This is a genomic window from Georgenia sp. SUBG003 (assembly GCF_000715355.2).
In the GTDB taxonomy this organism is placed as follows: Bacteria; Actinomycetota; Actinomycetes; order Actinomycetales; family Actinomycetaceae; genus Georgenia.
The window spans coordinates 836,602-854,032 of the sequence record NZ_CP180204.1 but is presented as its reverse complement, the minus strand read 5'-3'; the positions used below and the strand labels follow the sequence as shown (position 1 = coordinate 854,032).

Sequence of the window (17,431 nt, the reverse complement as noted above, 5' to 3'; positions counted from 1 at the left end):
CGGGGTGGGCCTAGCTGGACTCGAACCAGCGACCTCTTCCTTATCAGGGAAGCGCTCTAACCGACTGAGCTATAGGCCCCCGCCGACCCGTCGGGACCGGAGGATCTCCTCGGGGGGGCGTGCGCTGTGCGCGCCAGCAAGACTATCCCAGAGGCCGCGCTCGTCCCAAACCGGTACGGCGCAGGGTGACGAGGTTCACGGCTCCGGGTCAGTCGTCCGTCAGGGTCATGTGCAGCCCGCCGACGAGGGCCGCCACGATGTTGTACAGGAACGCTCCGATGGTGCCGAGCGCGGTCAGCAGCAGGATGTCCACGACGCCGACGATCGTCGCGAAGGACATCACGCGGTCGAACGCGAGGTAGTCCATGAGCTGCAGGAAGCTCTCCGAGCCGATGGAGACCAGCAGGTCCTCGATGTCGGCGAAGACCTGCATGGAGTCCAGCACGAACCACACCAGCGCCGCCGCGACGACGATCATGATGCCGAGCGCCACGGAGAGCAGGAAGGACAGCTTCATCGCCGACCACGGGTCGATCCTCGAGACCGACAGCCGGACCCGGCGGGGCCCTCCGGCGACGGCGGTCGGCCGGGCGGCGCCGGTCACGGGCGCCTCGCCGGCGAGCCCGCCCGCCTGGCCCGACCTTCCCCCGCTGGGAGCCCGTGGCCGCGCTCGCGGCCGCCGCGCCCGCCGTCGTGCGACCGAGGAGCGTGCGGTGATCCGGTTCGAGAACCTCTCCGTCACCTACGCCGGCGCGGCGGCCCCGGTGCTGCGCGACGTCGACGCCCACGTCGAGGAGGGCGAGCTGTGCCTCGTCGTGGGCGCGACGGGGTCCGGGAAGTCGACCCTGCTGGGCGCCGCGGCCGGGCGGGTCCCCCACTTCTCGGGCGGCGAGCTCGCCGGCCGGGTGCTGGTCGAGGGTCGCGACACCCGGGACCACCTGCCGCGGGACCTCGCCGACGTCGTCGGGATCGTCGCGCAGGACCCGCTGGCCGGGTTCGTCACCGACACCGTCGAGGAGGAGCTCGCCTTCGGCATGGAGCAGATCGGGGTGGCCCCGGCGCTCATGCGCAAGCGGGTGGAGGAGGTCCTGGACCTTCTCGGCCTCGCCGGTCTTCGCGACCGTGCCCTTGCGGACCTGTCCGGGGGCGAGCAGCAGCGCGTGGCCATCGGGGCGGTCCTCACCGCGCAGCCGCGCGTGCTCGTGCTCGACGAGCCCACCTCCGCGCTCGACCCCGCCGCCGCGGAGGACGTGCTCGCCGCGCTCGCCCGCCTGGTCCACGACGTCGGCATCACCGTGCTGCTGGCCGAGCACCGCCTGGAGCGGGTGGTCCAGTTCGCCGACCGGGTGGTCTCGCTGACCCCCGGCGGGACGGCGGTGTCCGGGCCGCCGGAGCAGGTGCTGGCCGGCTCCGCCGTCGTGCCGCCCGTGGTGGAGCTGGGCCGGCTGGCCGGCTGGGACCCGCTGCCGCTGTCGGTGCGCGACGCCCGGCGGCGCGCCGCACCCCTGCGGGAGCAGCTGCTGGCGACGGCGCAGATCGCCCCGTCCGGGGATCTCCCGGCGACGGCGCAGCGGCCCCTGCCGGAGCGCGGGAAAGCCTGGGTCGCGATCGGGGCGGCAGACGAGTACCTGGGGCATCCTCGGCGAGCGACTGGTGGGCGTTCCCGGACGGGCTCGGCGGGGGAGGGCCGGGCCACGCTCACCGCGGCGCGGGGTGGCGGTGCGGCACGGCGGGGTCGAGGCCGTGCGCGGCGTCGACGTGACGCTCCGTGCGGGCGAGATCGTCGCGCTCATGGGCCGCAACGGCTCGGGCAAGTCCTCCCTGCTGTGGGCGCTGCAGGGGCAGGGCCCGCGCAGCGCGGGGGCCGTCCACCTGACCGGCGCGGACGCCGACCCCGGCCACGCTCGTGCCGGCCGTCGCGCGGCGGCACGTCGCCCTGGTTCCCCAGTCGCCCTCGGACCTGCTCTACCTGTCCGCGGTGCAGGAGGAGTGCGCCGCCGCGGACGAGCAGGCCGCCGCACCGGCTGGCACGGCCCGTGAGGTCCTCCGCGCCCTCGCCCCCGACGTCCGTGACGACGCGCACCCGCGGGACCTGTCCGAGGGGCAGCGCCTGGCGCTCGCCCTGGCGGTGCAGCTCGCCGGCCGCCCCGGGGTGCTCCTGCTCGACGAGCCCACCCGCGGGCTCGACTACACGGGCAAGACGCGCCTCAGCGATCTCCTGCGGACGCTGCGCGCGGGTGGGCGAACGGTCCTGCTGGCCACCCACGACGTCGAGTTCGTCGCGGGTTGCGCCGATCGCGTGATCCTCCTTGCCGGGGGCGAGGTCGTGGCCGACGCCCCGGCCCGTGCGCTCCTCCATGACTCCGCCACCTTCTCCCCGCAGGTCGCCAAGATCCTGCGCCCGGTCGACGTGCTCACGGTCGACGACGTGCGCGACCTTCTCCACGGGAGTGCGCTCGACCACGGGCGCGTCCCGCGGTACCGGCGCGAGCAGCTCGGCGGGGGGCGCGCAGTGAAGGACCCGGAGCTGCAGGCGGTCCCGGCGGGGCCCGGCCGCGGAGCCGGCCCGGCGTCCGCCGTGCCCCTGAGCCGGCGCATGGTCCTGGCGCTGGCCCTCGCGTCGGTGCTCGGCCTGCTGGCGTTCGGCTGGCCGCTCGTCGTCGAGCCGGGCGCCGCGCTCGCCGACGGCACCAGCGCGCCGCTGGTCCTCGCGGTCGTTCTCGCGGCCGCGCTCGGCGTGCTGTTCGTCGGTCTCGGCGACGGGGGGGATCGACGTCAAGGCGGTCGCGGTCCTGGGGCTCCTCTCCGCCGTCGGCGCGGTGCTCCGGCCCGTGGCCGGAGGGACCGGCGGCATCGAGACCGTCTTCCTCGTCATCGTCCTCGGTGCGCGGGTGTTCGGGCCGGGCTTCGGGTTCGTCCTCGGCTCGACCACCATGCTCGCGTCGGCCCTGCTGACGGGCGGCGTCGGGCCCTGGCTACCGTTCCAGATGGTCGGGGCCGCGTGGGTCGGCCTCGGCGCGGGCGCGCTGCCCGGACGGCTGCGCGGGTGGGGAGAGGTCGCGGCGCTCGCGGGGTACGGCGCCCTCGCGTCGCTGGCCTACGGCTGGGCGATGAACCTCTCCTTCTGGCCCTTCCAGCTCGGTGCGGGCACCGCGATCTCGTTCGTGCCGGGCGACCCGGTGGGGGAGAACCTGCGCCGGTTCGTCCTCTACTCGCTCACCACGTCGCTCGCTTGGGACCTGGGCCGTGCGCTGACGACGGTGGTCGGCGTGGTCGTCCTCGGCCGCCCGGTGCTCGCCGCGCTGCGAGCGGGCGGCCGTCCGGGCCTCGTTCCGCTGACAGTGCCGGGGCTGGGCGGCTCGGCCGGTCTGCGGCCCGGACCCCGCCCGGTGGGTCCCCGGCCCGGGCCTCCCCGAACGTGTCGGGCCGGGTTGCACAGGCGCTGCCGCCACGCCCGGGCCGTAGGTCCCGACAGAGGCTCGAACCACTACATATGGTGGCGTCTGGAAATTACAAGCACCACATCTTGTGGTGACAGATCGTCATTACAGGTCCACAATGGGTGTGGGCACATCGCCTCGCACCCGGACAGCGCCCGCAGTGTCCGAAGGAGCAACCATGACCGTCACCCCGGCCGGCAGGAAGGGTGGACCCGCCCGCAGCAAGCGGCGCGGACTGTCGATCCCTCGCGTGTTCTCCACCGACGGCGTCCATCCCTACGACGAGGTGGAGTGGGAGCGCCGCGACGTCGTGCAGACGAACTGGCGCACCGGGGAGACCGTCTTCGAGCAGAGGGGCGTGGAGTTCCCCTCCGCCTGGTCGGTCAACGCGGCCACCATCGTCACCACCAAGTACTTCCGGGGCGCGCTCGGCACCGAGGCCCGGGAGCGGAGCCTCAAGCAGGTCATCGACCGCGTCGTGCGCACCTACACCGCGTCCGGGACGGCGAACGGGTACTTCGCCACCGACGCCGATGCCGGGGTCTTCTCCGACGAGCTCACCTGGCTCCTGCTCCACCAGGTCTTCGCGTTCAACTCGCCGGTGTGGTTCAACGTCGGAACCGAGTCGCCGCAGCAGGTCTCCGCCTGCTTCATCCTCTCGGTCGACGACACGATGGACTCGATCCTGAACTGGTACCGCGAGGAGGGCCTCATCTTCAAGGGCGGGTCCGGCGCAGGCCTGAACCTCTCCCGCATCCGCTCCTCCAAGGAGCTGCTCTCCTCCGGCGGCAACGCCTCCGGGCCCGTGTCGTTCATGCGCGGCGCCGACGCGTCCGCCGGGACCATCAAGTCCGGCGGGGCGACACGGCGTGCCGCCAAAATGGTCGTCCTCGACGTCGACCACCCCGACATCGAGGAGTTCGTCGAGACGAAGGCACGGGAGGAGGACAAGATCCGGGCCCTCCGCGCGGCCGGGTTCGACATGGACCTGGGCGGCAGGGACATCACCTCGGTCCAGTACCAGAACGCCAACAACTCGGTGCGCGTGAGCGACAGGTTCATGCGGGCCGTCGAGTCCGGCGGCTCGTTCGACCTCACGGCCCGCCAGGACGGGCACGTCGTCGAGACGGTCGACGCCAGGGCCCTCTTCCGGAAGATCTCCCGGGCCGCCTGGGAGTGCGCCGACCCCGGCCTGCAGTACGACGACACCATCAACGACTGGCACACATCCCCGGAGTCCGGGCGCATCACCGCCTCCAACCCGTGCAGCGAGTACCTCCACCTGGACAACTCCTCGTGCAACCTCGCGTCGCTGAACCTCATGAAGTTCCTCCGCGACGACGACACCTTCGACGTCGAGCGGTTCGTCGCCGCCGTCGAGCTCGTCATCACGGCGATGGACATCTCCATCTGCTTCGCCGACTTCCCGACCGAGGCGATCACCGAGACCACCCGGGCCTACCGTCAGCTGGGCATCGGCTACGCCAACCTCGGCGCTCTCCTCATGGCCACGGGCCACGGCTACGACTCCGACGGCGGACGCGCCCTCGCCGCGGCCGTCACGTCGCTCATGACGGCCACGGCGTACCGCCGCTCCGCCGAGCTGGCGGGGGCGCTCGGCGCCTACGACGGGTACGCCCGCAACGCCAGCGCGCACCAGCGGGTCATGCGCAAGCACGCCGCCGCCAACGACGACCTGCGCACGGTCAACGCCATGGACGCCGCCGTCCACGCCGCCGCGACGAGGGAGTGGCAGGCGGGCAACGCGCTCGGCGCCGAGCACGGGTGGCGCAACGCCCAGGCGTCGCTGCTGGCCCCCACCGGGACCATCGGCTTCATGATGGACTGCGACACCACCGGCATCGAGCCCGACTTCTCGCTCGTGAAGTTCAAGAAACTCGTGGGCGGCGGGTCGATGCAGATCGTCAACAACACCGTCCCGCGGGCGCTGCGCCGCTTGGGCTACGCCGAGGAGACGATCGAGGCGATCGTCGAGCACATCGCCGAGCACGGGCACGTCGTCGACGCCCCCGGTCTGCGGCCCGAGCACTACGAGGTCTTCGACACCGCCATGGGGCTCCGCTCGATCGCCCCCATGGGGCACGTGAACATGATGGCGGCCGTCCAGCCCTTCCTCTCGGGCGCGATCTCGAAGACGGTGAACCTGCCCGAGTCCGCGACCGTGGAGGACATCGAGCAGGTCTACCTCGAGGGGTGGAAGCTCGGCCTGAAGGCGCTCGCCGTCTACCGCGACAACTGCAAGGTCGGACAGCCGCTGTCGACCGGGAAGTCCGCCCCGAGCGCGGCCGACGCCGGAGCCGCATCCGCGTCGTCGGCGCAGGCGGCGTCGGGCACGGCAGCCCCGGCCCAGCCCGCAGCCCCGGTCCGGCACGCCAGCGACGGGCCGCCGCGCGCGGCGCGCAAGCGGCTGCCGAAGCAGCGGCCGTCCGTCACCACGTCCTTCACGGTAGGTGGCGCGGAGGGCTACCTCACGGCCGGGTCCTACCCCGACGACGGCCTCGGGGAGATCTTCCTGCGCCTGGGCAAGCAGGGCTCCACCCTCGCCGGGGTCATGGACGCGTTCTCGATCGCGATCTCGATCGGCCTCCAGCACGGGGTGCCGCTGGAGATCTTCGTCCAGAAGTTCACCAACCTCCGCTTCGAGCCGGCCGGCATGACGGACGACCCGGAGATCCGGATGGCGCAGTCGATCATGGACTACGTCTTCCGGCGCCTGGCGCTGGACCACCTGGCGTTCGAGACGCGCTCGGAGATGGGCATCTTCACCACGGCCGAGCGGGCGCGGTACGCCGAGACCGGCTCCTACACGCCCGCCGAGCCGGACCTGGCGGACCTCAACGAGCCCGTGGACGACGACGCCGCCTCCCCGGCCGACAGCTCCGCGGGCGGCGCGTCCGCGCAGGCGTCCACGGCGGCCCTGCCCCTCGGGCCGGCCCCGTCGGCGCCGGCACGGCCGCACTCCTCGGCCGAGCTGCTCGAGCTGCAGCAGGGCCAGCGCGCGGACGCCCCGCTGTGCATGTCCTGCGGCATCAAGATGCGTCCGTCGGGCTCGTGCTACGTGTGCGAGGGCTGCGGGTCGACCAGCGGCTGCAGCTGAGCAGGGTGGGCCCGGGCCGCTGCGGTCGCAGCGACCCGGGCCGATCGGCCCCTGTTCCCGGACGCCGGGGGTGCCACACTCGGACGTGGGCGGCAGGAGGTGCCACGTGAACGCGTACCAGTTCGAGCAGCTCTCCCGGGACGAGTGCCTGAGCCTGCTTCGCGCCGGCGTCGTCGGCTGGGTCGCCTTCCCGGACGACGACGGAGCCTCCCTCGTCCCGGTCAACTACGTGCTGCACCGCGACGAGATGGTCGTCGTGACGTCCTACGGCACCAAGCTCGCGGCCGCCGCCCACGACCGCGTCATGTCCTTCGGCCTCGGGGAGTTCGACGTGCCGTCCCGCTCCGGCTGGTCCGTCGTCGTCCGCGGCCGCTCGCACCTGGTGGGTGACGACCTGGTCAACCCGGACCTGCCCCCGGGCAACTCCTGGGCACTGACCGGGACGGGCATCCGCATCGCGATCGAGCTCGACCAGGTCTCCGGCCGGCGCGTTCCCGACGCTCCCGTACCGGAGTGACCACCGACGTCTGAGGGCGCCCTCGCCCGGGGGCGGCCGCCGAGGTCTGAGGTGGCCCTCGCCCGCGGGCTGACCGACGAGGTCTGACGAGAGCCGGGAGGTCTGACACCGGAACGTCGGGCGGGAGCCGATCGGCAGACCTTGGGTGGCGGACGTCAGACTTCGACGCGTCCGAACGGAACGGGACCGCGGGCCCTGCGGACGGTTGGCGGGCCGTCAGCTCCCTGCGATGACCGACCGGTAGAGCTCCTCGTACCGGGCCGCCCGGTCCGCGTAGTACTGCGCGCGGGCGGGGACCGGCTCGTACGTGGGGCCGACGTCGACGGGCCGGCGCTCGACGCCGGGCGCGAGCGTGTCGAGCGCGAGCAGGGCGGTGCCGTGCAGCGTCGACCGCTTGATCGTCACCGGGACGACGGGAGCGCCGAGGGAGTCGGCGAGCACCTGCAGCCAGGCCGGCAGGTCCTGCGTCACGCGGCCGCTCGCCAGGATCCGCCGGGTCTGGCCGGCGACCTGCTGCAGCTGGGCGGCCACACGCGCGTACGACAGCGCGACGCCCTCCATCGTGCCGCGGTACAGCATGGAGCCGGTGGTGGCGGCGGAGACGTCGGCGAGCAGGGCCCGCGCGTCGCCGCCCAGCCGGTGGCCCGCTCGCCCGAGAAGTAGGGCAGGACGGTCGGGGTGGCGGGGTCCGGCTCGGCGGCCAGGGCGGCGTGGACGTCGGCGTCGCCGAGACGGACGTTCGCCTCCAGCCACGAGGCGGCCCGTCCGACGTCGTTCAGCGCACCGCCGAGCAGCGAGCGGGTCGCGTCCACCCGGTAGCACCACAGGCCCGGGGGCAGCTCGTCGGGAAGATCGGAGACGAGGACGCGTATGGCGCCGCTGGTGGCTGCGGCCGCGGCGATGGTCGACGGGTTGTCGGCGCCCGTGCCGAGGTTCGAGGCGAGGCCGTCCGTGATGACCGGGAACCAGCGGGCGCCCTGGAGGGCGGGCCACCGCGAGTCGGCCTCGAGCGGCCGGTCGGGGTCGCGGATCTCGGACAGCTGCTCGACGGCGACGCCGCTGACCTCCAGCATGCGGGGGTCCCACTTGCCGGTGTGCCGGTCGAGAAGCCCGGTCCACGCAGCGGTCGACGTGCCGGCGGCGGTCGTGCCCAGCATCCGCAGGTACACGTACTCGCCGAGGGACATCCATCGCTCGACGGACGCGAACGTCGACGGTGCCGTCTCACGCAGCCAGCGGAACCGCGCGGGCAGGTAGCTCGAGTGCAGACGCGTCCCGGTCCGCCACCGGACCTCCTGCTCGTCCAGCTCGGCGCGCAGGGCCGTCACCTGGGCGGCGCAGCGGGAGTCGGCGTAGGTGACGCAGGGAGTGGCGGCGCGCCCGTCCGCCCGCACGCCGACGAGCGAGGAGGCGAAGGTGTCGAGCGAGACCCCGGCGATCCGTCCCCCGAGCTCCGGCCGGGCCAGCGCGGTGACGATCTCCTCCACCTCGGCGAGGACCTGGTCGGCGTCGATCGTGGAGGTGCCGTCCGTGCCGGTGGTGAACTGGTGCGGGACCTTGTGGCGCTCGTGCAGCACGGGCCGGCCGGCGGCGTCGTAGAGGCCGCCACGGCTGGCGGTGGAGCCGACGTCGAGGGCGAGGACGAGCGGGTCGAGGGCGTCGGCGAGGGGAACGCGGAAGTCGGACATCGCACCCCTTTCTCTGCGCGGGTGGTCCGATGCTACTGGCGCGCCGCGCCGGCGCAGCCGGGGGCGACCCGCCGCCCCCGGCGCGGCGTCCGCGGCGGTGGTGCTGTCCCCGCGGTGGTGCAGTCGCCGGCATACGGCGCGAGCGCGCCCGCGGCCGAGTTCCGGGATATTGTCCGATACTGCTCCGCAATTCCTCGCTGGACCCAGAGAGCCCCCGGAGGCCAATTTGCTGCCCCTCGAGAGCACTGCGCCCGCTGACCCCGCGCTGACGACGATCGGAACGCCCACGCTGTGGGCGGTGACCATCGGCTTCGTCCTCGCCCTGCTCGTCCTCGACTTCCTCGTGACGCGCAGGCCCCACGAGGTCTCCATGAAGGAGGCCGTGGGCTGGAGCGTCTTCTACATCGCACTGCCGCTGGCCTTCGGTGGGTGGATCTGGGCCCGCTACGGATCCACCACGGGTGTGGAGTACCTGACCGGGTACCTCGTGGAGAAGTCCCTCTCGGTCGACAACCTGTTCGTGTTCATGCTGCTTCTCTCCGCGTTCGCGGTCCCGGCCGTCCTGCAGCAGCGCGTGCTGCTGTTCGGAATCGTGGGCGCGCTGGTGCTGCGCGGGATCTTCATCGCGCTGGGGGCGGCGGTCCTGGCCAACTTCAGCTGGGCCTTCCTGCTCTTCGGGGCGATCCTCCTGGTGACCGCCGCCAAGATCCTTCGTGACCAGCTCACGGGGGAGCGGGCACGACGTCGACGTGTCGTCGATGCGTTCGGTTCGCGTGCTGCGGCGGTTCATGCCGGTGACCGAGGACTACCGGGGGCCCCGGATGAGTGTCGTCGAGGGCGGGCGCCGCATGCTCACGCCCCTCGCCGTCGTCGTCGCGGCGGTCTTCGCCACGGACGTCGTGTTCGCCGTCGACTCGGTGCCCGCCGTGTACGGCATCACCGGCGATCCCTACCTCGTCTTCGCGACCAACGCGTTCGCGCTGCTCGGCCTCCGCGCGCTGTACTTCGTGCTCCAGGGGGCCCTGAGCAAGCTCGTGCACCTCGGCTACGGGCTGGCGGCCATCCTCGGCTTCATCGGCGTCAAGCTGGTCCTGCACTGGGCGCACGGCGAGTGGGCGGGCGTCCCGGAGATTCCCACGATCCTGTCGCTGGTGGTGATCCTGGTGATCCTGGCCGTGGTCACCGCCACCAGCCTCGTGGCAACACGCCGCGGCGGTGATCGCGAAGGCTCGGCGCACGTCGCCCAGCCCGGCGGCCACCACGGTCCTCAGCACTGAGGTCCCGCCCCAGACATTCCGATGTGCCGGGAAACACTTGCCTTCGACCAGCCGATATGCCGTAGGCTCGTGCCCAAGTTGCAGTGCATCAAGTTTGTTAGGCCCCGGCCGCCTGTCGGGTTGCTTGTCCTTCATGGAGCAGACGACGAACACCGTGACACACGGCCCCCAACCGGGGGGCCGTCTCACTGCTCGGAAGGAGCAACCATGGCTACCGGAACCGTTAAGTGGTTCAACGCTGAGAAGGGCTACGGCTTCATTGCGCCGGACGACGGCTCGGCCGACGTCTTCGCCCACTACTCGGCGATCCAGTCCTCGGGCTACCGCTCGCTGGAGGAGAACCAGAAGGTCGAGTTCGACGTGACCCAGGGCCCCAAGGGCCCGCAGGCGGAGAACATCCGCCCGCTCTGATCTCAGGTCGAGACGGCCGGGTCCGCCCGGCCAGCTCTTCGGGGTGCCTCCGGGCGTCCTGACGTAAGGCCCCGGCACCTTCACGGTGCCGGGGCCTTCGTGCGTGGTGCGTGCCGGGGCCTTGGTGCGTGCCGGTGCCTTGGTGCGTGCCGGGCCTTGGTGCGTGGGTCCAGTGCCGGAGCATCCGTGCGGGGCGCCCGGACTCCCTGCCGCCCGGGCACGGCGGGGTTGCGGCGTGGGTTCAGCGGCCGTCTGCCGGACCGTCCGACGACTCCTCGTGCAGGCGCGGAGTGGTGGTCCGACCCGTGACACCGGTCTTGTCCCGGTAGAACGCTCGGATCCGGTCCATGTCCGCCGTCACGTCGCCCGTGAGCGCCAGAGTGGGTCCGAGGCCGGCCGTCATCGTGGTGCGGTCGACGTATCCCAGCGTGACGGGCAGCCCGGTGGCCCGTGCGATGCGGTAGAAGCCCGACTTCCAGTACGGCGACGCGCTGCGCGTCCCCTCCGGGGTGACCACGAGGTAGAACCGTTCGCCCGCCTTCACCCGGGAGACGAGCTCGTCGACGAGCCCTGCAGGGTTGGCGCGGTCCACCGGGATGCCGCCCAGCGCCCGCATCAACGGTCCGAACGGCTTCCTGAACAACGTGTGCTTGCCGAGGTACCTCACCGGCGCGCCCGCCCGCCAGCTGATCGCCAGCATGAGCGCGAAGTCCCAGTTCGAGGTGTGCGGCGCGCCCACGAGGATGCCGGCTCCGCCCTTCACGAGCGGCTCGGAGCGGAAGTTCCAGCGGCTCAGGGCCCAGTAGGCGCCCGCGGCGGCGCGGCGGATGATCACGAGCGAAGGCTACGGCAGCGTAGGTGCGCCTGCGCGCAACGGCGGGCGGAACTCGTCCGCAAGCCGTCGCCGTCCCACGTCCGTCCGCCCGCCCGCTGCCACCCGCTCTCAGCGCGTCAGCAGGCCGCCGCCCGGCCCGCCTGCCGGCCGGAGAAGGACATCTCGGAGCAGAAAGCCGGACGGGACCTTCTGTCACCGCGACGGCGACCTGCGCCGGGTCGACCGCTCCGTGGGGAGTTGACGCCTCGCGGCCATCAGGCCCCGGCGGGTGGCCGCCTCCCCGCGGGCCGGCGGCGATAGGTTCTGGTCATGAGTGACACCGGCTACGGCGACTTCGAGTTCGAGCGCAAGTTCCTCGTCCGCGCGCTGCCGGACTCCGTCCTGCGGGAGCCCGATCCCGTCCTCATCGTCCAGAGCTACTACCTCGCCGCCGAGGGGTACGCCCTGCGCATCCGGCTGCAGGCGCCGGCGCCCCGGGTGCCGGTGCACGCCGTCGTCGACGAGGCGGCGCTCCTGGACGAGCTGGCGGGCACGTTCAACTTCTGCGCGCTCACCGCCAAGGGGCCCTACGTCGGCGGGACCCGTTACGAGGCGGAGCGGGAGCTCGACGTCTCCGTGGGGCTGGGCATGGTGCGCCTCGGGGGCGCCAAGGTCATCAAGTACCGCCACTCGGTGTGGCTCGGCACCGACGGGTGGGTGCTCGACTCCTTCCTCGGGCGCAACGCTCCGCTCATCGTCGCGGAGTGCGAGCGCGGCGGGCCGGTCACGGACCTGGTGATCCCCGCGTTCTGCGTCACCGAGCTGACCGGCGACCCCCGCTTCACCAACGACAGCCTCGCCCAGGACCCGTACAGCACCTGGGCGGACACGTTCCAGCGCGAGCTCGCCGAGCACGGGCCCCGGTTCCTCCAGGAGTTCGGCCGGAACGAGCTCGGGACCCCCTGACCGGTCGGCGGAAGACTGGAACGGTTACCGTCGCGACCCCAGCTTCTGGCGCGGAGTCGGGTACGGAGGACCGGAACGAGCCAGGCCGCGAGGCTCGGGAGGAGGATCCCCGCGAACACGGCGGCGCCGGTCGCGGGGTCGGTCGCCGTGACGCCCACGATCGTCCGAGCGCGGAGCGAGGCCGCCGCGGTCAGTCGACCCCGCTGCCGCCGCGGTCAGTCGACCCCGCTGCCGCCCGCGATCTCGAAGCTCCACAGCTCCGACGACGTGCCGACCGGCCGGCGGCCCCCGTGGCCGTGGGTGCCGGGTGCACCACCCTCACCGCCGTTCCCCGCATGCCCCTCGCCCGCGCTGCCGCGACGGCCGCCGTGCGCGCCCCCCCGTCATCGCCGTGGTGGCCCTCGGCCTCTCCGCCGCGGTGGCCGCCGTGCGCGCCCGCGTCGCCGCCGTGGCCGTGGCCGACGGCGAACGCGTCGGATCCGCGCCACGCCTCGTAGGAGAACTCGTCTCGCCAGTGCGTGACCACGAGCCAGGTGGTGCGCTCGTCCGTCGGCCTGAGCAGCTCGAAACCGAGGAACCCGTCGACGCCCTCCATCGCGCCGGCGCGGGCGGCGAAGCGGCGGGCGAGCTCGTCCCCGCTGTCGGCGGGAACGGTGATGGCGTTGATCTTGACGATGCTCATGGCTCCATCCTGCCCGCGCCGGGTCACCGCCGCCGGGCGTGCGGCGGCGCGTCCGGCGCCGCGCCGCTACCGTCGGTGCATGCTGAGCCTCGCGACTCTTCTGGCCAGCGAGCGAGAGCTCGCCACCGGCGACGGCGAGACCTACCGCCGGACGATGCGTGCGGACGCGCTCTTCGTGCTGCCCGGCATGGTCCTCGACGCGGAGGGATGCGCCAGGGCGATGGACGTCAGCCCCGGCTGGGACGGCGTGGCCCTGACCGACGCGCAGCTGCTGCCGGTGGGCGAGGACGCCGCTTCGGTCGTGTACACCTTCGAGGGCCGTCGTGGCCAGGAGGTCTACCGCGCCACCATGGCGAGCACGTACGTGGAGGAGGACGGCCGGGCCGTGCTCGTGCTCCACCAGCAGACGCCGCTCGGGGCGGCGGGGCGAAGGTCGCAGGAGTGAGAACGGGGAAGACCGGTGGAACTGACCGACCAGGAGATCACCGTCGGGCGGGTGACGCTGCAGGAGTGGCGCACGCTCCGCGACGTCCGGCTGCGGGCCCTCACGGAGGCGCCGCACGCCTTCGGCTCGACCCTTGAGCGTGAGCTCGCGTTCGACGAGAGCACCTGGCGGGAGAGGGCCGCGGCCGGGCGCACGTTCCTGGCCCGGCGGGCGGGCCAGGTCGTCGGCCTCGTGGGCTACTACCCCGAGCCGGGGCGCGAGGGCGAGCGGCAGCTGGTCTCCATGTGGGTGGACCCGTACGCGCGCGGCTGCGGTGCGGCTGAGCTCCTCGTCGCGGCGGTGCGCGAGGCGGCGGCGGCGGAAGGGGCCCGGACGCTGACGCTGTTCGTGGCCGACGGCAACGACCAGGCCCGGCGCGTCTACGAGCGCCTCGGGTTCCGGTCCACCGGGGAGCGGCAGGCGTTGCCCTCGGACCCTGCGCGCGGCGAGGAGCGCTACGCCCTGCCGTTGCGCTGATCCACGGGCGGCCTCGCGAGGGCGGTGCCCTGAACCGTTGGCGTCCGCGTGGGCTCGACGCCCGGCCTCGTGCCGACGCCCGACCCGGGGGCCCTCAGGTGGTGCGCTGAACCGTCACGTCGCCGCTGACGGTGCGCGCGCGCAGCACGAGCGCCGGCTCGTCCGGGCCGGGCTCGGCGCCCGGCTCGAGGCTCGAGCGCAGACCCCCGGAGACGGTCGAGCAGTCCAGCAGGACCGCCGTGCCCTCGGCCACCCGCACGTGCACGTCGCCCGACGCGGTCTTCGCCTCGAGCTGGCCGCGAACGGCGCGTCTGACGGTCAGGTCTCCGGAGGCGGTGCGTACGACGGCGCGACCGGTGAGCTCCTTGACGAGGAGGTCGCCCGAGCCGGTGGCCCCCTCGAGCTCCGTGACGGACCCGACGACGAGGTCCCCCGACCCGGACCGGGCGCGGAGGAACCGGCGGACCGTCCCGACCGACGCGTCGCCCGAGCCGGTGAGCACCTGCCCGGTACCGAGTGATGCCACGGTGACGTCACCGGACCCGGTGGTGATGTCGACGTCGTCCGTGTCGCCGAGGGCGACGTCGCCGGACCCGACCCGGACGACGACCGCGGAGAGGCGGCCGACGGTCGTCACGTCGCCGGAGCCCGAGGTGGCGTCGACGGAGGACCCGGTGGGCACCGTCACCGTGATCCGCAGGCGCGCGCTCGGCCCGAACAGCCGTGTGCGCCACTGCGGCACCTCGACGCGCAGCGTGTCCCCGGTGAGCTCCACGAGGGTGGACTCGGCCAGTGCCTGGCCGTCGCCGTCGGGCCTGGTCGGGTCCAGCCTGACGGTGGCCCGCGCGACGTCGTCCGCCACGACGGTGAGGTCGCTCGCCCGGGTGGCGGCCTGGACGCGGACCGGTCCCGGGACGGGGAAGTCGTGCTGCGGCATCGGGTCTCCTCGGAGAAGGGTTGGCCGCCCCGCCGCGCGCGCGGCGGGGCACGGGACTAGAACGCGCCGTCGGCGAGGCGCCGGCGCGCGGGAGCGAAGGTCGTGGTGCGCCGCGGCGCCAGGGTGCGACGGCGGTGCACGGCCTCGGCCTCGCGGACGAGGTCGCGGGCGCGCGCCTCGTGCACGTCGAGCCACTGGTCCATCAGTGCTCCCTCCTCTCGGGGTTTCGGCGGGCGCGCCGCAGACGGTGCGAACGGCGCTCGGTCAGGAGTTCCTCCATCGGCACGCGCAGGGAGCGCGCGGCGAACGCGTCGAGGACGCTGGGATCCATGGCGGGTGGCCTTTCTACCGGACCCAGCCGCTCATCCGGCGGCCGGTCCTGCTGCTGTTCTCGGAAGGTGCGGCCGGGCCGGCCAGCGCCTGCTGGGCGGCCCGGACGAGCCAGGTGTTGACGGAGACGCCCTCGCGGACGGCGGCCTGGTCGACCAGGCCCTTGAGGGTCTCCGGGAGGCGGAGCGAGATGCGGGCGGTGCCGCCGTCGTCCTCCGGCGCGGGCGGTGCCGGGGGCGCGGGCGGTGCGGGCACCTCCTCTGCCGGGCGGGGACGCTGCTGGACGACGACCTCGGGGTTGCCGCCGCGCAGCCGTAGCTCGACGACGTCGCCGTCCAGCTGGACGGTGACCTCCGCGGCGACGTCGGACGCCAGCTCCATGAGGGTCAGGCGCAGGGCGGGCTCGAGGCTCTGGGCGAGTCGCTCCGCCGCGTCCTGCACCCGCTCGTCGGAGCCGCGTGCGGCCGTGGCCAACGACTGCTGGAGCGACGCGAGGTACGGGCTGAGATCCATGACATCAGAATGGCGTCACGATGACGTCAAGTCAAGAGGTCAAGGAGTCAGCGGCGTTCCGGTCCTCAGCGATGCGACGCAGCCGGGCGGTGGCCGGTGCTCGGCCGGCGCCCGGAGTGCCTGTCGAGACCGGTGCGGCCAGGCCGTCCGGCGGCTTGCAGGTACTCGTCCGCGGGCGCGCCCAGGTAGCGGGCCGTGAAGGTGTCGATGATCGGATCCATGGTGGCCTCCTTGCGGGACGGCTCCTTCGGGCGCGCGGACGCGCGCCTGGAGCATGGTGTTCGTCGGTTCGTGCGGTGCGGGCCCGGGCGGGCCGGGCCGTGGAGTGCGCCGGGAGCCGGGCTGTGAGGCACCGGCGAACCGGGCGGTGCGGGCAGGCGATGCGCGGGCCGGGCGCCGTCGTCGGTGGGACGGCCCGGCCTGCCGCGTCAGCTCTGCCGCACGCCGCGTCGGGCGGCCGGGGCAGGCACGAGGGGCAGGGAGGTCCCACTGACCACAGGCGCCCGGCCGTCGGCGATCACCGGCGTGGCCATGTCCTTCGTCGTGGTCATGGCCACATCACAGCAGGGCCGCCGTGAGCCGCGCAACGGAATTAACCGGCAGGGGTGCGGCCGCCGCGGGCGGATCGAGCCGGCGTCACCACGCAGCGCGGGATCGTCCGCACAGTGGTAGGCAAGAGGCATGTCCATGTCAGAGCCTTTCGAGCCGAACCTTCGTCCCGACGCCGAGGACGGCATCCCGGCTGCCGACCCCGGACCCGGTGCGCCGCCCACGGCCCCCGGTTTCGGGATCGAGGGCGAGGAGCCCGACACCACCCAGGACGGCGCGGCAGGCGGGGACGACGACGGACCCGCCGACAGCGCCGCCAGGGACGAGCGGGCCGGCACGGACGAGGACACCCCGAGCGACTCGTTCTTCCGGGGGCTGACGGAGTGAGCTCCCCGGCCCTCGCGGTCACGGGATCGACCGGCCGGCTCGGTGGCCGGGTGGCTCGGCGCCTGGCCGCGGCGGGTGTGCCGCAGCAGCTGGCGGTGCGCGGTCAGCCCGAAGGGCGCGTGCTGTGCTTCCACGCCCGCGGCGTCATCGCGGCGAGCCAGGCCCTCGCCGGCGGTGTACCGACGGAGAGGCCGGCGGTGATGACATGCCGTATCGCCACGATGAGGGCGGTGCCGGCAATGCGGTCCCACTCGAGTCCCGAGGTGAGACGGAGCAGGCCCGCGGCCAGGAGGAAGTCCAGCAGAACGGGCACGGCCGCACGTAGCCCCGCACGGGCGGCCACCCCGACCGAACAGATGACACCGGCAGCCGTGACGGCCAGAGCGAGGCCCGCGACGACCTGGCTCATGGCGGCGGCCGGTGCTCGGTCCTGGTGCCGGCGCGCTCGAGCTCTTCGCGTTCCTCCTTGATCTCGCGGGCGAGGAAGTAGTTCAGCGCGGTGCGAATGGCGGCGATCGCGGCGAGCTTGCCGATCTCCTGGAACGTCGGCGCAACGGCGGTGGTCAGGACGTCGGAGGCCAGCTGGAACTCCAGTCCCAGGGCCAGGAAGCGGCCCAGGAGGAGACGGACCCTCACGAACCCGGACGTGTCACGTCGGACGATGGCGACGAGGAAGAGGACGAAAGCCGTCATAGCGCCGATACCGATGACGACGGCACCGGCGGCCTCGACGAGTCTGACGAGCCAGTCAACGCCCTGCCGCAGCAGCTCTTCCGACACGATGCCTCCTCCGGGCGGACGGTGGCGTCCACGGTTCTCCGGCTGGCGAGACGCCGCAACC

General features: G+C 73.3%; 23 protein-coding genes, 1 tRNA gene and 2 pseudogenes. 12 read left to right on the top strand and 14 right to left on the bottom strand.

Annotation, left to right across the window (positions count from 1 at the left end):
- Positions 1-5: 5 nt before the first annotated feature.
- Positions 6-79, bottom strand: a tRNA-Ile gene (locus DA06_RS04065).
- 129 nt (positions 80-208) lie between these two features.
- Positions 209-604: a DUF3566 domain-containing protein gene (locus tag DA06_RS04060; RefSeq protein WP_043497521.1), complete on the bottom strand. Its 396-nt coding sequence runs from the start codon at positions 602-604 to the stop codon at positions 209-211.
- A gap of 109 nt (positions 605-713) precedes the next feature.
- On the opposite strand from DA06_RS04060, the pseudogene DA06_RS04055 reads away from it, so the two are divergent.
- From DA06_RS04055 to DA06_RS04035, 5 genes and pseudogenes are all read left to right on the top strand, one after another.
- Positions 714-1,163, top strand: a pseudogene (locus tag DA06_RS04055) (ABC transporter ATP-binding protein); the annotation flags it as partial.
- A gap of 628 nt (positions 1,164-1,791) precedes the next feature.
- Positions 1,792-2,040: an ABC transporter ATP-binding protein gene (locus DA06_RS04050; RefSeq protein WP_418607866.1), complete on the top strand. Its 249-nt coding sequence runs from the start codon at positions 1,792-1,794 to the stop codon at positions 2,038-2,040.
- On the top strand, positions 1,979-3,535 hold the full coding sequence (locus DA06_RS04045; protein WP_418606911.1) for an AAA family ATPase: 1,557 nt from the start codon (positions 1,979-1,981) through the stop codon (positions 3,533-3,535). The genes DA06_RS04050 and DA06_RS04045 overlap by 62 nt, the downstream gene beginning before the upstream one ends.
- An 83-nt stretch (positions 3,536-3,618) precedes the next feature.
- Entirely contained in the window at positions 3,619-6,558 is a 2,940-nt protein-coding gene (locus DA06_RS04040) for a vitamin B12-dependent ribonucleotide reductase (protein ID WP_043497477.1), read from the top strand.
- A gap of 106 nt (positions 6,559-6,664) precedes the next feature.
- Complete coding sequence (locus tag DA06_RS04035) at positions 6,665-7,075, top strand: pyridoxamine 5'-phosphate oxidase family protein (RefSeq protein ID WP_052436353.1); 411 nt, start codon at positions 6,665-6,667, stop codon at positions 7,073-7,075.
- A 216-nt stretch (positions 7,076-7,291) separates the two neighbouring features.
- Here the strand turns inward: DA06_RS04035 and DA06_RS04030 are convergent, their stop codons facing one another.
- Positions 7,292-7,654 carry an FGGY-family carbohydrate kinase gene (locus tag DA06_RS04030; protein WP_418606910.1) on the bottom strand — a complete coding sequence of 121 codons (363 nt, stop codon included), beginning with the start codon at positions 7,652-7,654 and terminating at the stop codon, positions 7,292-7,294.
- Entirely contained in the window at positions 7,543-8,763 is a 1,221-nt protein-coding gene (locus tag DA06_RS04025) for an FGGY family carbohydrate kinase (protein ID WP_418606908.1), read from the bottom strand. The genes DA06_RS04030 and DA06_RS04025 overlap by 112 nt, the downstream gene beginning before the upstream one ends.
- Positions 8,764-9,133: 370 nt before the next feature.
- Between DA06_RS04025 and DA06_RS04020 the strand changes: the two are divergent.
- The 3 genes and pseudogenes from DA06_RS04020 to DA06_RS04010 form a co-directional block, all read left to right on the top strand.
- Positions 9,134-9,436, top strand: a pseudogene (locus DA06_RS04020) (TerC family protein); the annotation flags it as partial.
- Positions 9,437-9,521: 85 nt separating this feature from the next.
- The gene (locus tag DA06_RS04015; protein WP_418606906.1) at positions 9,522-10,040 is read left to right on the top strand and encodes a TerC family protein; all 519 of its coding nucleotides are present in this window, start codon (positions 9,522-9,524) and stop codon (positions 10,038-10,040) included.
- A gap of 207 nt (positions 10,041-10,247) precedes the next feature.
- The gene (locus tag DA06_RS04010) at positions 10,248-10,451 is read left to right on the top strand and encodes a cold-shock protein (RefSeq protein ID WP_043497473.1); all 204 of its coding nucleotides are present in this window, start codon (positions 10,248-10,250) and stop codon (positions 10,449-10,451) included.
- A 241-nt stretch (positions 10,452-10,692) separates the two neighbouring features.
- On the opposite strand, the gene DA06_RS04005 is transcribed toward DA06_RS04010, so the two are convergent.
- Positions 10,693-11,286: a 1-acyl-sn-glycerol-3-phosphate acyltransferase gene (locus DA06_RS04005; protein ID WP_418606905.1), complete on the bottom strand. Its 594-nt coding sequence runs from the start codon at positions 11,284-11,286 to the stop codon at positions 10,693-10,695.
- Between the two features lie 309 nt (positions 11,287-11,595).
- On the opposite strand from DA06_RS04005, the gene DA06_RS04000 reads away from it, so the two are divergent.
- Positions 11,596-12,231 carry a hypothetical protein gene (locus DA06_RS04000; RefSeq protein WP_043497470.1) on the top strand — a complete coding sequence of 212 codons (636 nt, stop codon included), beginning with the start codon at positions 11,596-11,598 and terminating at the stop codon, positions 12,229-12,231.
- Between the two features lie 190 nt (positions 12,232-12,421).
- On the opposite strand, the gene DA06_RS03995 is transcribed toward DA06_RS04000, so the two are convergent.
- Positions 12,422-12,913 (bottom strand): antibiotic biosynthesis monooxygenase family protein, encoded by a 492-nt coding sequence (locus tag DA06_RS03995; RefSeq protein ID WP_418606903.1) that lies wholly within the window; start codon positions 12,911-12,913, stop codon positions 12,422-12,424.
- On the opposite strand from DA06_RS03995, the gene DA06_RS03990 reads away from it, so the two are divergent.
- The gene (locus tag DA06_RS03990) at positions 12,888-13,358 is read left to right on the top strand and encodes a nuclear transport factor 2 family protein (RefSeq protein ID WP_418606902.1); all 471 of its coding nucleotides are present in this window, start codon (positions 12,888-12,890) and stop codon (positions 13,356-13,358) included. The genes DA06_RS03995 and DA06_RS03990 overlap by 26 nt on opposite strands.
- 15 nt (positions 13,359-13,373) lie before the next feature.
- On the top strand, positions 13,374-13,874 hold the full coding sequence (locus tag DA06_RS03985; RefSeq protein ID WP_418606900.1) for a GNAT family N-acetyltransferase: 501 nt from the start codon (positions 13,374-13,376) through the stop codon (positions 13,872-13,874).
- Positions 13,875-13,968: 94 nt separating this feature from the next.
- Here DA06_RS03985 and DA06_RS03980 read toward each other — a convergent pair whose 3' ends face one another.
- The 6 genes from DA06_RS03980 to DA06_RS03955 all read right to left on the bottom strand — a co-directional run bounded on the left by DA06_RS03980 (position 13,969) and on the right by DA06_RS03955 (position 16,205).
- Positions 13,969-14,811: a DUF4097 family beta strand repeat-containing protein gene (locus DA06_RS03980; RefSeq protein WP_043497465.1), complete on the bottom strand. Its 843-nt coding sequence runs from the start codon at positions 14,809-14,811 to the stop codon at positions 13,969-13,971.
- 56 nt (positions 14,812-14,867) lie between these two features.
- A complete protein-coding gene (locus DA06_RS03975; RefSeq protein WP_418606898.1) occupies positions 14,868-15,014 on the bottom strand; it encodes a hypothetical protein in 147 nt (48 codons plus the stop codon).
- A complete protein-coding gene (locus tag DA06_RS03970) occupies positions 15,014-15,142 on the bottom strand; it encodes a hypothetical protein (RefSeq protein ID WP_418606897.1) in 129 nt (42 codons plus the stop codon). Before DA06_RS03970 ends, DA06_RS03975 begins: the two co-directional genes overlap by 1 nt.
- A 14-nt stretch (positions 15,143-15,156) precedes the next feature.
- Entirely contained in the window at positions 15,157-15,654 is a 498-nt protein-coding gene (locus DA06_RS03965; RefSeq protein WP_043497463.1) for a hypothetical protein, read from the bottom strand.
- Between the two features lie 65 nt (positions 15,655-15,719).
- The gene (locus tag DA06_RS03960; RefSeq protein ID WP_418606896.1) at positions 15,720-15,875 is read right to left on the bottom strand and encodes a hypothetical protein; all 156 of its coding nucleotides are present in this window, start codon (positions 15,873-15,875) and stop codon (positions 15,720-15,722) included.
- A gap of 207 nt (positions 15,876-16,082) precedes the next feature.
- Complete coding sequence (locus tag DA06_RS03955; RefSeq protein WP_418606895.1) at positions 16,083-16,205, bottom strand: hypothetical protein; 123 nt, start codon at positions 16,203-16,205, stop codon at positions 16,083-16,085.
- A 136-nt stretch (positions 16,206-16,341) separates the two neighbouring features.
- On the opposite strand from DA06_RS03955, the gene DA06_RS03950 reads away from it, so the two are divergent.
- Complete coding sequence (locus DA06_RS03950; protein ID WP_052436354.1) at positions 16,342-16,590, top strand: hypothetical protein; 249 nt, start codon at positions 16,342-16,344, stop codon at positions 16,588-16,590.
- A 103-nt stretch (positions 16,591-16,693) separates the two neighbouring features.
- Here the strand turns inward: DA06_RS03950 and DA06_RS03945 are convergent, their stop codons facing one another.
- Complete coding sequence (locus tag DA06_RS03945; RefSeq protein WP_052436352.1) at positions 16,694-16,999, bottom strand: hypothetical protein; 306 nt, start codon at positions 16,997-16,999, stop codon at positions 16,694-16,696.
- Complete coding sequence (locus tag DA06_RS03940; protein WP_418606894.1) at positions 16,996-17,370, bottom strand: DUF1622 domain-containing protein; 375 nt, start codon at positions 17,368-17,370, stop codon at positions 16,996-16,998. The genes DA06_RS03945 and DA06_RS03940 overlap by 4 nt, the downstream gene beginning before the upstream one ends.
- Positions 17,371-17,431 lie beyond the last annotated feature (61 nt).